Genomic DNA, 12,010 nt, shown 5'->3' with positions numbered 1-12,010 from the left:
TAATAAGTTCAAATATGTTCGTATTAATTTGAATTAATTGGTTATTACTTGTAAATAAGATTTCTTGTAAACAAGGATATAGCCTTATGTCTTATTCGCTTTCGTCTAGCCAAATATCTGTTAAATTGCTGGGTTACTACTTTTATAACCAAGCAAGTATTGCAAAAACTTATAAATTATATAAGCACATAAAAAAGAAAATTATTTCTAGACTATTTCAAGTAATTACTAAAATTTATTCTAACTTTTTGTGCATATCCCAAGCAAGTAGGATATGCACAAAAAAGCTGGTAGAATTAGCTAATAAACCACCTAATTCTACTATTAATACTGAAGAAGACATGGAACGATTAGATATTGGTTATGCTCGTGTCTCTTCCCGTGAACAAGCAGAGGATACAAATGCTTTAGAACAACAAATAGCTAGAATAAAGGATGCAGGAGCAGAGCACATTCTCACTGATATCGAGAAAGGTAAAAAGGATGATCGTACCCAGTATCAAGAATTGATACGACTTGTTGAAGCGGGAAAAATTAGGACAGTATTTATTACCAGAATTGATCGCATTACTCGCTCTTTACCTACTCTGAGAAAAATCGTTGACATCCTTCAAAAATATGACGTTAACCTAGTGATACTTGACCAAAAAATGGATTTGAGTACTCCACAAGGAAAACTCATGCTTAATATGCTAGGAGTGCTAGCTGAATGGGAAGTTGATTTACTTTCAGAACGGGTTAAGCGAGGTAAAGAACACCAACGAAAACAAGTCTGGGCTAATGGTTCTTGTCCTTTCGGTCTAGTTGTTATTGATCACCAATATTTTTTGGATCTCACCCCTTTTCTGTGTCTACTGACAGATCGGCCTGAAAACTACCGGGATTTTTACAGTAATTCTATGGACGAGGAAGCAATCCAGCATTTGCCGCATCGAACAATAGCTGAAATAGCCAGAGATTGTATTGAGATTTTTCTTGAGGTAAGAGGTATTACTCCTGCGATCAAGAAAATTTTTGAGAAGTATGGTGTTTGTAAAACAAAAGCTAAGTCTAATGGAACAGACAAAGTTCTTCATTGGACTAAACGAGGTTTGTCAGTATGGCTTCAGAATCCAATTTTGGATGGACATACTTGCTATGGTAGGGATGAACGAACTGCTGATGGCAAAAGAAGGCTTAAACCTCGTGAAGAGTGGCAGATAATATACAATACTCATCCTGAACAGCGACTTCTCAGAGATGGAGAAGCTGAAGAAATTCAGCGAATCATTGCAGCAAATACTCAAATGTGCGCTGGGGCATTTGGAACTAAGCACCGTCAAGAAGAATATCGTCCCTATGCTTATCAAATAGGTTTAGTTTACTGTGGTGAGTGTGGTTCTCGGTGTATTCATAAAGGAGTTTACACCGCATCTAAGCAGTATAGGTACTATGCCTGTCGGCATTCTGGGATTGGTTGTAATAATTCCAAAAATGTAAAACAACCTGATATTGAGGAAGCTCTGATTACAGCATTACTGGAGAAATCTCATCATCTTAGTCAGGAGAATAATAAGACAACTGATGTAGTTCCCTTCAAAACTGAGCGTTTGCAAAAGCTAGAAGCACAACTCGCTTTTTTAGAGCAGTTTCCTGGATTTAACCCTGGTGCAGAGGAACTTAAGGCGGAACTACAACGCCAGATTGAAGAGGAAACCAATTTCTTTCAGTCCAAGCACCTTGAAGACAAGACTGTTGAGGAGATTATTCAAGTAGGCAATAACCTGGGAATTTGGCGATCGCTATCTAACAATGAGAAGGTTCAGATATATCGCCGCATAGTACATAGAATTTTTATCCGTGATGGTCAGATAGAATCCATCATTTTTCAAAACACCTCTTCTGTCACAGCGGAGAACCATGATGAATGTGCTTGAACTTCTTCGACTAAAACAGTTAAGGTTTGAAGTTGCTTCCCAACTAGTTTTGCAGGAGTGGCAACCTGAAGACTTGAGTAAACCTAAATGCCCCAAATGCGATCGCAAAGGTTCTGCAACTTCCTACCAGAGTCAGGGAAACCGCGTTTGCTACTGTATTCGGTGCAACTACTACTTCAAAGAAATTCCTCCTGTTCACACTTGTCAATGTACTATTCCTGGTCAGGATAAAGGGTGTCATGGCTGTCCCAACTTTGAGCGATTTATGGAACATATTAGCAAGCAACTTTTAGAACTTGAGCATTTGAATGTTGCACAGCTACAGGGTTTCTTACCTCACAAGGACTAACTATAAAAGAACTGATGGGAGTTGGCAATACAAACAGCGATCGCACTTTGCAGTTATCCTCTAAGATTTCTTCATTCTGCGATTGCACACAACGTACACAAAATAATTTACAAACTAAAAAAATGACTCCTAGCAGGGAGTCATCAATCGTTGACTTGCACGAAGTAACAGTGCCTATTGCACCACAATAGGTCTATTCAAAATGCTCATGACTTCACCAGGATTAGGACTGGGTAGTAAAGGACTCCAATCCCCAACATCTGCATAGCCAATAACCTGCAAGTAGTGGATTGTGATAGTTACAGCTTTAGAAGAACCAATCAACAGATGTTTGAGTGGTTCTTTACCTTGCACAGTCTGAAACTCACTTGGACTATTGACTGCTGCATTTGATTCTTCGACGCTGGATAAAAAGCTTTGAGTAATCATAATTCACCTAACAGAGGTGGGAATAGCTATGACACACAATAAAGCTCATGTTGTTACCATGACAATTAAATAATGCACTAGTGACAACTAATTATTACAGTTCGTGTCTTGTTTGCGCCGTCGTTTTCTTGCCCATATCTCTCTGAGGTGGGCAGGTTCATTTTCAAATTGAATCCACAGAGCATGAATTTCCGCTAGTCGGCGTTTGTCAGATTCTGAGGGTTCCCGACGATGCTCACCTTGGGAAAACCAATGCGCTACTGTGCTTTTAGAACGACCACACAATTCGGCAAGTTCTTCGTAGTTGACAGCCCAATGCTTTAGGAACTCTTCAGGCTCCATTTTGATAGCAACCTTAGCTTTGTAAACCTCAAACAGTTCCCAGTGTCTGCGAGTGGGTGTTTTGGCTGCAATCATAGCGACAACTTTAATAATGCACAGGTGACAACATATAGAGCTATCATACCGGGAATAAGCGATCGCAAATTCTATTCCCTAAAACTGGGCGATGTATTGAAATTGTTGTAAAAACTGGCAATATCCCCTGAAAATGCTTCATATTTAGTTGATAATACAGAAACTGCGATCGCAGATCGTACTCTAACATTTCTCCTTGCTGTGATCGCACAGAACATATTCTGCCTAAAATCAAAAAAGGCGATCGCCCATTTTCTGTCTAAGGTGCCATCATCTCGCTGGTTTCTGCTCAACTTGGTAGCTCACCGAGTGGTAGGTAACAGACAAACCATCCGTAAAAATTTAGAATAAAGTACCTTTTGTCAATCAGCTAAAATACTCAAAATAGTCTTAATAAGTATGACAAATGATTCTCGCACGCGCACAATTACTGCGATCGCCTGGTGTCTTGCCTGGGGCGAAAAGCACAATCTCAATCAGGATGAACTCAGTGCGTTGCATCAAATGCGACAAGCATTGCAAAAAGGGCAGGTTGTGCCGGAAAGTATAAAATCTGTTGTTACACAAGCACAACGACTCTATGGTATTCCTAAAGACTACACCCCCAAGACACTCAAAGACTTAGAGAAAGATTATCAAGACCTTTGGAACGAGAATACGCGCATTGGGCTGGTATACGGTGGAGCTACCAAAATCAAACAATACGTATTTGAAGCGGCGAAATTAAATGATATTCGTGGTGCTTCGGCGCTACTTGACCGGATTAATCTCGATGATCTTCCCGGCTTTTTTGGAGAGGGGAAGCGATCGCACCGAATGAGAGACTGGCTTGATCGGAACCAATTTGCCGAATTAAGAAAAGCTTTAATTCCCGAACTGATTATCTACTCCACAGGTGGCAGCATTCTTGCTTTCTGCCCTGCGGCATTTGTTCATCAACTCGCCAATGCAATTGAAAAACGCTACACTCACGAAACTCTGACTGCTAACTCCTGTGCTGTTGGTGACACTTTCCGCCTTTTAGAATTCCGCTTTGGGTTACTGCAAACCCCAATTGAAAATACGCTGTGGCTTGAACAATACAAGCAAAAACAGACTAATCCTAATCCCAATCCCAATCCCATCATCCAAGCTTATTTTGACCAATCAAATGAATCTGACCTAGAAGCAAAATTTTGGCAACGCAAGAATTTTAATGAACTTGTGGGAAAACTTGCCAACCAATTTACCCACCGTCGCAACGGGAATGTATCACCAAACGCAGAACGTCAGAGTCGTTCCTACCCACCGATGTTTGAAACTCATCCCTACTTGCAACGGGATGAAACTGACAATCGATCCGCTGTGGCAGAAACGAATTTACCGGGAACGCCTAGTTTTTCTGATGCCTTAGCACGAAAAGTAATCGTCGGGCAGCGCAGCAAACGCGATCGACTACGACAGGGATGGTATAATAAAAACTTTGGATTTCGCCGACTGTTGCAAGACTATGAACTATGGAAACCTGATAATGTCCGCAGTTGGGTAAGTAAGTTTAAGTTATTTCTGAAAAATTCAGGTAGCAAAAAGGAATATTATCAAGCATTAAATCAAACACTAAAGCCTTATAAAGTTACAGAAGCTTTTTCCTTACGTGAAATAGGTAATGTCAGCACACCAAGCGGCTTTGTCGGTTATATTTACGCAGATGGCAACAATATGGGTGGCTATCTCCGTCAGCACATTCGCACACCAGAAAAATACCGCGAGTTTAGTAAACAAGTTTTAGATGCAACGCAGAATTCTGTTTACATTGCCCTGAAAAAACATCTGAAACCTCGCCAACTCAATCATCTCAATGACCCAGATAACGCTTACCGTAATGGTCAGTGGATTTATCCCTTTGAAATTATTACTATTGGTGGCGATGATGTGTTATTAATCGTACCTGCGGATAAAGCCTTAGATATTGCCAAAACCATTGGTGAAGAATTTGAACGAGAAATACTAAAATTACCAGAATCATCAGAATCACCAGGATTTAGGCTTAACACACCCTACGACCCTGAAAAAGTCCACCGCTACCAAGGGGAAACCCCATCTGAGTATACATCGCAATGTGAATTAAGTATGTCCGCAGGTATCCTAATCACTGCTGAAAATACACCCATTTACTACGCAGAATCACTCACCAGCCAACTGCTTAAATCAGCGAAGAAACTCGCTAAAGAACTCAAACGCGACTACAAATATTACGGTGGAACGGTTGACTTTTTAGCATTAAAAGCCGTAACCATGATTGCGTCAAATATCAAAGATTTCCGCGAAGAAGGATTAACAAAAGGTAATCTCAAATTCTACGCTTCACCTTATACCCTTCATGAACTAGGAGGGTTATTGCAGACTGTGGAAGTCCTAAAAAATGCTAAATTTCCCAAATCGCAACTATATCAAATTCGCAGTTTGTTAGAGCGAGGTAAACATACCGCCATCCTCAACTATCGCTACTTCAGAGTACGCTTACAACAAGGACAAACCGAACTCAAGGCTGCGTTTGAGGAGGCTTGGTGTGAGCCAAAAGATGAAAATAATCATGGTAATCTTGCCCCGTGGATGTCCATAAAGCCAAAAGAATCTGATACAGAGGCAGAAAAAACCATCTATGAAACTATTTGGCGCGACTTGGTAGATTTATACCCGTTTCTAGTGGAAGATGACCAAACACCCGCTAACCAAGGAGAACAGCAAGAACAAGAACAAGGAGAAGGAGTAAAGCAATGATTGACCTGAATACACTTCCCCAAAGAGTATCTGAACACTGGGAAATAAATGCAATTATTGATACTGCCTTATGCATTGGTGCAGGTGGCTCATCCGGCTCACTTGCAGATAAACCCATTGTCCGCAACGCCCAAGGACAACTGCTGATTCCTGGTTCTCAAATTAAAGGAAGGCTACGCCACGAATGCGAAAAACTCGCACGGGCGTTAGGCTGGCAAGTTTTTTATGCACCGATAGCAACAGAACTTTGCCCAAATAAAAGCCAAGTGTGGAGTCAATTTCAAGAAATATATCAAATTAGTGGCTATAAAGGCTACCACTGCGTTGTCTCGCAAATCTTTGGCGACCCAATCTTACCATCCCGTATTATTGTAGATGATTTTATCTGTGCAACACCAAAAGACGAACTACCAGAAGTTTTTCGTCCTGGTGTCACTATCAACCGTCGTCGCCGCACTGCTGAAGAAAATAAACTCTATTTATTAGAAACATCCCCTGCGAATGCCCAGTTAGAATTTAAGGGTGATATTTACCTACAGCCTCACGTTCAGTCTCAGAGTCCTGACTTAGCAAAGCCATTAATTTTTGCCGCCTTACGCCGCATCCATGCTTTAGGAGGCAGTAAATCAACAGGTTTGGGATGGTTGCATTGGGAGAATTTACCGACGTTATCCTCTGATGACACAATATGGTCGAGCTTGAATGCCAAGGAGTATCTAGCAAATCATCAAGTTTCAGTTGGTGGTGCAGCATGAAGAGAATTGAACTGACCATCACAGCATTATCACCCTTAGCAATTGGTAGACAAAAACCAGGTGATTCCATCAACGAAGTCGAACAATACATTCCAGGTTCGGTGCTGCGTGGTGCGATCGCTAAACATATCCTACACCGTGCTGGAATGGAACTCGAAAATCTTGCCGCTAATGGCGGTGACTTTACACACTTATTTTTAGAAGATGATCCAGCCATCTTTCAAAATGCCTACCCCGCAGTGGGTAAAGTGGGCAGTAAGCATCAGATAGTAAATAACACTATCAAAGTTTTACCTGCAACTGCCGTCAGTTCCAAAGCCAATCCAGGCTTTTTACCCAAAGGACATGGTGTATTCGATACATTAATTGACTCGTTTTGCGCCGAACAATTTAACCATCCCTATGACCCCAGCAGTTTGAAAGCATTAGAAGACGGGGTAGACCCGCGAGTTGAAGCCTACAATTCATTGTATAGCATACATGACGAGCAGTACTGCACCCATGCTGCTACAAGTCGTTTGTTAACGCGGGTTGGTATCAACCGCTATCGCACTACATCTAATGATGATATTTTATACAGTATTGAAGTTCTCAACGAAGCATTTATCGCTGCAAATGAGAGCAAGAATATTACATGGGATAACTACGTCTATCGCGGTTATATTAACATTCCGAATGACTCCTTAGCCAAAAAAATCACTGCTTTTATCAACGCTAATTCTGAAGTTTTTCGGCTTGGTGGTTCGATATCACGGGGGTTAGGTAGAGTCAAAATTACCGCCAAAGAAATTCCAATTCCTGATGATATTTCTAGTCGCATTGATGTATTCAATCAAGCATTGCACAAACGTTGGCAAAACTGGTCTGATGCATTTGGCAATATACCAAGCCCATCTGTAGGCGATGGCACAACCAACCCAATTGTTAATCGCACTTTCTTTACACTCAACTTGCACTCCGAGGCAATTTTGACTGATAATTGGCAGCATACTACAGTAATTTCACCAGCAATGCTCAAGGAGTTTGCGGTTTCACCAGCAATGCTCAAGGAGTTTGCGGTTGTGGAAGACTCTAGCTTACAACTCCACACTGCTTACAGTAGTTACAGTTACCGTTCAGGTTGGAATAGCGCTTGGGGTTTGATGAAAGATGTTGAACTTGTAACTAATAAAGGTTCGGTTTATTTATTTAGCACTCAAAATCGGCAAATATGGGAGAATGCACTCTCAACTTTAGAATTGCGAGGTGTAGGCGATCGCACCTGTGAGGGGTTTGGACAAGTGGAGGTTTGCAATGAGTTTCATCAAATATTTCGTGAGGATGCAGTATGACAAATTTGACTGAACAGCAACAAAAATTTGAGAAGCAAAGAGAAATACAACATAAAGAACTCAAAATTCAAAAAGAAATTCGTCAAATAGAAGATGATTTAGTTATAGCTATTGAGGAAATTTTAAAGGACAAAGATTCATGTAAGAACTTAGAAGAATCACAATATCGAAATTTAATGCACGTTGCTGATACAACTGATAGCACAGAAGTTATTAAGAATTTTTTACGCTATCAATTAGGGCGAGATAAAAAATGGGGGCAAGGAGAAAACTCACTGGCTCAAAAAATTATTAATGATATTGATAAGCTTCTCCCACAAAAAGCTGAGGAAATAGTTAATAAAGTAAAATATACCGAAAAATTAAAATATGTAAAATTGGAATTAACTCGGCGTTATCTCGGTTATGGCTCACGTCGTCTTAAATATCTTAAGAATGAAAATAAGTGACAAAGAAAAATAGTGTAGATATTTCACAAAAAAATATTCTGAGTTATGTTTGAAATCTTTAAAAATCGTCTAGAAATTATTGGTATTCTCGAAACTGTTACAGCCTTAAGAATCAGTGCCGGACGTTCATCTGAACCAATTGGCTCGGATTTACCAGTTATCAAAGATGCTTTAGGTAGACCCCTAATACCAGGTTCGAGTTTCAAAGGTGCATTACGCTCTCGTCTTGAAAGTTTTTTGCGCGGAATTCACCTTAATTTTGCTGCTAATCCAGCCCAACAATCGGAATGGTCAATTCCTCCAGATATGATGTCTGAATTTAAAGAGCAAATTAAAAATTTAAACCCACAAGAAAAAGAAGATCAATTACACAAATTTATTATTAACAACACTGATTTAGTTTCTTCATTATTTGGTTCTCCCTGGCTGGCAAGCAAATTCCAAATTCGTGATTTAACAGTAAGCGAACCTGAAGAAAACTGGTTTGATCAATATCAAGAACGCGATGGTGTTGCCATTGATAGAGATACTGAAACTGCTGGTGATGGCAAACTTTATGATTTTCAAGTTGTACCAGCCGGGACTCCATTCATATTTCATGCAGTGATTGAAAATGCTGAAGAATGGGAATTAGGTATGTTGATGATTGGGTTGCATCAATTTCAAACTCAACAAATTCCCCTTGGTGGCGGACGTTCTCGTGGATTAGGAGTTGTCAAGCTCATAATTGAGAAGATGAACTGGGTCGATGTCCGAGATGAAAATTACAAACAAGATAAAAATTACAAACCGCAAACAGACCCAGAGAAGGTAACAAATTACCTCAAAGCTTTGATTGATAGTAACTCCAATCCAGCTTCTCCCTATATTGATGCCCAACCTTTAAAAAAAGCTTGGGCGGACACTTTTATCAATCACCTTTCTAGCGAACTGCATAAACGCACCAATACCACAGCAACTTCTTCCCATCAAAATCATGCATAAGCGATTTGTTAACCACTGCACAATTGACCTGACAATTATTCCAGATGGCCCTATTTTGATTAAATCTGGCCGGGAAGGTGCAGACCCTACCAAACCCCAGATGGAATTTGTTGAAACTTACCATGCTGGCGGACGCACAATTTATCTTCCTGGTAGTTCGCTTAAAGGTGCTATCCGCGCCCACGCAGAACGTATTGTGAGAACGGTAGGTCATCCTGAATATGAAAAACCGTCTAACCCGAAACTTATTTGGGCGAACAATCCGTTGGATACTGATAAATACGATTATTTATATGAAAATCCTCAAGCTGAACAAGGAGTAAAAAAGAAATTACCCGCACCGAGAATATACAAAGAATCATCCTTCACCGATCAGATATTTGGCAATATTGCGATCGCTAGCCGTCTGCGTATTGAAGATGCCTATCCTGATACTTCAGTAGCACTCAAAATCGAAGAACGTAATGGTGTGGCGATCGACAGGGTATTTGGTTCAGTAGCACACGGGCCTTTTGATTATCAAGTTTGCACCAGTGGCGCGTTTAAGACCAAAATCCACCTGAAAAACTTTTCTTTAGCGCAGTTAGGATTAATTGCATTGGTGTTGCGTGACTTAGATGCAGGTTGGTTTGGGATTGGGTTTGCTAAATCACGGGGTTTAGGCATAGTCCGCTTAGAGTACAACAGCGCTGTTGTTCAATACCCAGGTTGCATATTGCGCGACAAGCAAGTTTACCCATTTGGCAGTTCAACGCCGTGGGATAAGATTTATCTTTTAGGGGCTGGGGAGTTTTTACGAGGTGATAACGCCAATCCTTATAATTTCCCAACTAGCGACCAAGAAAAACAGGAAGTAAAAGATATTTCGCTAACATCAATGGATTTTAACTTTGGCGTACAACTGCGTTGGGAAGGTGATGGTAAAAATGGTGTCCCAGATTTATTTACCAAAGCTGTTGCTGCTTGGAGTAAGTTGCTGCAAACAGGAGGTGCGGTATGTGCTTCGTAGGGGTAAATCAGCAACTGCTATCTGCGGAAGAATTAATTAAACTACTTGAAAAACTCTCGACTCCACCCAGTTATTACTTTTTACGCTGGGCGCATCGGGTGGGAGGGTTTTGGCAACTAGGTTCGGAAGATTGTGAATATTCTAGCTTGGAAGCTGATATAGGCGATCGCCTACAACAAAATCCTACCAATCTGCAACCCAATCCTGTCAATAATTCCACTCCCAAACAACCCGAAACTTTTCCCAGTCCAGAAGGACAGCTATTTAATTCAATATTGGAAGTACGTTGGAAGCAAAAGCAAGGAAAATATGAGGTGTTACTTCTCAGTTCCCAAGATGAAGCACCCATTTTTAAGCCTCAAGATGAGCAATATAATTTTCGTGCCATTAAAGGTAATTGGGAAATTTTAGAGCAAAATGCATTATTGCATTCACCCAAAGAAACCCGCTTTCCTAAAAGTTTGAATTCTGAAGATATAAAAAATATTGCTCAGAGATATTTTCGGAATAAAGACACTGCTACGGTTCACTTTGTTGCACTAACGATTAAAAATCATCATGGCTAACAATTCCTCCCGTTCTCAAAATTTTGGTGGTTCAAATCAAGAGCGCGGCCCCAGACCATACGATTTTGTTTATTTTCTTGAAAAACCACCAACTTCAAACAGTCCTCCCGGACACGATAAATATTTACCTGACCATTTACACGGCACTTTATTTCTTACCCTAAAAGTTCAGACAACGCTGCACATCTCAACTGGTGTAGTACTTATGGGAAGCGATATTAATCGAGAACATATTCCTTTAATAAAAACAATGGTTCAAGGGAATGATAAAGAACTATTAATTCAAGGTAGTTCTTTAAAAGGTTGTATCCGTTCAGTTTATGAGGCAATTACTAATAGTCGTGTAGGAGTTAAGCCCAAAAAACCTAATGAATACCCAGAAAAACGTTTACCAGCCACTGAGAAAAATCAACTTTGTCCTGCTAGTATAGTTTTTGGTGCATCTGGTGAAAAATGGGGATGGCAAGGGTTGATAACAATTCAAGATGCTCATTGTGAAGTGAGAGGTTTTGAAGTTGATTTTATGCCTAATCTTTGGCGACCAAGACCAGATGAAAATCAGGCATATTATGATGATAAGAAAACCGTAGGTTGGAAATTTTATTACAATATGAAAAATTCCATCAACAAAGGTTTAGATAATGGTATTCCTGTCCAAGTAGCATTTAGAAATGACGAATTTAGTACTCAATTAAATTTTAAAAATCTCAAGCCAGAAGAATTAGGAGCTTTACTGATTGCTTTAGGACAAGATAAAAACTATCCCCTAGTCTTAAAAGTTGGTGCAGGTAAGCCGGTTGGCATGGGAAGTATGAGTGTAGATATCACTGAAGCTGAAATCATTCAAAATCAAGCTGATTTATACAATCGCTATACGTCTTTGACTATACCATCCAATCAAGTTTTAACTGATGAGTCGCTAAATATTTTTATTCAAAATAAAATTCAACAAGCACATGAAGCATTAATTGAAAAAGCTCAATTAAAAAAATTATCAGAAATTCTCAGTCCTTCTACTAATCGTATACCTCACGAGAGTTATTAA

General features: G+C 40.0%; 13 protein-coding genes. 10 read left to right on the top strand and 3 right to left on the bottom strand.

Features of this window, described 5'->3' with window-relative positions; all coding sequences use genetic code 11:
• Positions 1–86: 86 nt before the first annotated feature.
• Positions 87–1,916, top strand: coding sequence for a fdxN element excision recombinase XisF (gene xisF, locus V7L07_RS03145; RefSeq protein WP_335054982.1), 1,830 nt, complete (start codon positions 87–89; stop codon positions 1,914–1,916).
• Entirely contained in the window at positions 1,900–2,265 is a 366-nt protein-coding gene (locus V7L07_RS03140; RefSeq protein WP_335054981.1) for a hypothetical protein, read from the top strand. Before xisF ends, V7L07_RS03140 begins: the two co-directional genes overlap by 17 nt.
• A 174-nt stretch (positions 2,266–2,439) precedes the next feature.
• On the opposite strand, the gene V7L07_RS03135 is transcribed toward V7L07_RS03140, so the two are convergent.
• The 3 genes from V7L07_RS03135 to V7L07_RS03125 all read right to left on the bottom strand — a co-directional run bounded on the left by V7L07_RS03135 (position 2,440) and on the right by V7L07_RS03125 (position 3,404).
• Complete coding sequence (locus tag V7L07_RS03135; RefSeq protein ID WP_335054979.1) at positions 2,440–2,694, bottom strand: hypothetical protein; 255 nt, start codon at positions 2,692–2,694, stop codon at positions 2,440–2,442.
• A gap of 87 nt (positions 2,695–2,781) precedes the next feature.
• Complete coding sequence (locus V7L07_RS03130) at positions 2,782–3,111, bottom strand: hypothetical protein (protein WP_335054977.1); 330 nt, start codon at positions 3,109–3,111, stop codon at positions 2,782–2,784.
• A gap of 71 nt (positions 3,112–3,182) precedes the next feature.
• A complete protein-coding gene (locus V7L07_RS03125) occupies positions 3,183–3,404 on the bottom strand; it encodes a hypothetical protein (RefSeq protein ID WP_335054975.1) in 222 nt (73 codons plus the stop codon).
• A gap of 106 nt (positions 3,405–3,510) precedes the next feature.
• On the opposite strand from V7L07_RS03125, the gene cas10 reads away from it, so the two are divergent.
• From cas10 to V7L07_RS03085, 8 genes are read left to right on the top strand one after another with little or no spacing between them, the layout of a single operon-like run.
• Positions 3,511–5,871: a type III-B CRISPR-associated protein Cas10/Cmr2 gene (cas10, locus tag V7L07_RS03120; protein ID WP_335054973.1), complete on the top strand. Its 2,361-nt coding sequence runs from the start codon at positions 3,511–3,513 to the stop codon at positions 5,869–5,871.
• The gene (locus V7L07_RS03115) at positions 5,868–6,626 is read left to right on the top strand and encodes an RAMP superfamily CRISPR-associated protein (protein WP_335054971.1); all 759 of its coding nucleotides are present in this window, start codon (positions 5,868–5,870) and stop codon (positions 6,624–6,626) included. The genes cas10 and V7L07_RS03115 overlap by 4 nt, the downstream gene beginning before the upstream one ends.
• A complete protein-coding gene (csx10, locus tag V7L07_RS03110; RefSeq protein WP_335054969.1) occupies positions 6,623–7,957 on the top strand; it encodes a type III-D CRISPR-associated RAMP protein Csx10 in 1,335 nt (444 codons plus the stop codon). Before V7L07_RS03115 ends, csx10 begins: the two co-directional genes overlap by 4 nt.
• Positions 7,954–8,406, top strand: coding sequence for a hypothetical protein (locus tag V7L07_RS03105; protein WP_335054967.1), 453 nt, complete (start codon positions 7,954–7,956; stop codon positions 8,404–8,406). Before csx10 ends, V7L07_RS03105 begins: the two co-directional genes overlap by 4 nt.
• 45 nt (positions 8,407–8,451) lie before the next feature.
• Complete coding sequence (gene csx7 / locus V7L07_RS03100; protein ID WP_335054965.1) at positions 8,452–9,390, top strand: type III CRISPR-associated RAMP protein Csx7; 939 nt, start codon at positions 8,452–8,454, stop codon at positions 9,388–9,390.
• Positions 9,383–10,399, top strand: a complete 1,017-nt coding sequence (locus V7L07_RS03095; protein ID WP_335054963.1) for an RAMP superfamily CRISPR-associated protein — start codon at positions 9,383–9,385, stop codon at positions 10,397–10,399. Before csx7 ends, V7L07_RS03095 begins: the two co-directional genes overlap by 8 nt.
• Entirely contained in the window at positions 10,387–10,965 is a 579-nt protein-coding gene (locus V7L07_RS03090; protein WP_335054961.1) for a hypothetical protein, read from the top strand. Before V7L07_RS03095 ends, V7L07_RS03090 begins: the two co-directional genes overlap by 13 nt.
• The gene (locus V7L07_RS03085; protein ID WP_335054959.1) at positions 10,958–12,010 is read left to right on the top strand and encodes an RAMP superfamily CRISPR-associated protein; all 1,053 of its coding nucleotides are present in this window, start codon (positions 10,958–10,960) and stop codon (positions 12,008–12,010) included. The genes V7L07_RS03090 and V7L07_RS03085 overlap by 8 nt, the downstream gene beginning before the upstream one ends.

Origin of the sequence: Nostoc sp., assembly GCF_036916985.1 — a bacterium.
In the GTDB taxonomy this organism is placed as follows: domain Bacteria; phylum Cyanobacteriota; class Cyanobacteriia; order Cyanobacteriales; family Nostocaceae; genus Nostoc.
Note: the sequence above shows the minus strand (reverse complement) of the source record. Positions and strands in the feature narration are given on the sequence as shown.

Excerpts from the sequence above, each read along its gene's own strand:
- V7L07_RS03135 (WP_335054979.1), bottom strand. The coding sequence starts at position 2,694 with ATGATTACTCAAAGCTTTTTATCCAGCGTCGAAGAATCAAATGCAGCA.
- V7L07_RS03085 (WP_335054959.1), top strand. The coding sequence starts at position 10,958 with ATGGCTAACAATTCCTCCCGTTCTCAAAATTTTGGTGGTTCAAATCAA.
- V7L07_RS03105 (WP_335054967.1), top strand. The coding sequence starts at position 7,954 with ATGACAAATTTGACTGAACAGCAACAAAAATTTGAGAAGCAAAGAGAA.
- V7L07_RS03095 (WP_335054963.1), top strand. The coding sequence starts at position 9,383 with ATGCATAAGCGATTTGTTAACCACTGCACAATTGACCTGACAATTATT.
- V7L07_RS03130 (WP_335054977.1), bottom strand. The coding sequence starts at position 3,111 with ATGATTGCAGCCAAAACACCCACTCGCAGACACTGGGAACTGTTTGAG.
- V7L07_RS03140 (WP_335054981.1), top strand. The coding sequence starts at position 1,900 with ATGATGAATGTGCTTGAACTTCTTCGACTAAAACAGTTAAGGTTTGAA.
- csx7 (WP_335054965.1), top strand. The coding sequence starts at position 8,452 with ATGTTTGAAATCTTTAAAAATCGTCTAGAAATTATTGGTATTCTCGAA.
- cas10 (WP_335054973.1), top strand. The coding sequence starts at position 3,511 with ATGACAAATGATTCTCGCACGCGCACAATTACTGCGATCGCCTGGTGT.
- V7L07_RS03090 (WP_335054961.1), top strand. The coding sequence starts at position 10,387 with ATGTGCTTCGTAGGGGTAAATCAGCAACTGCTATCTGCGGAAGAATTA.
- xisF (WP_335054982.1), top strand. The coding sequence starts at position 87 with ATGTCTTATTCGCTTTCGTCTAGCCAAATATCTGTTAAATTGCTGGGT.
- V7L07_RS03115 (WP_335054971.1), top strand. The coding sequence starts at position 5,868 with ATGATTGACCTGAATACACTTCCCCAAAGAGTATCTGAACACTGGGAA.
- csx10 (WP_335054969.1), top strand. The coding sequence starts at position 6,623 with ATGAAGAGAATTGAACTGACCATCACAGCATTATCACCCTTAGCAATT.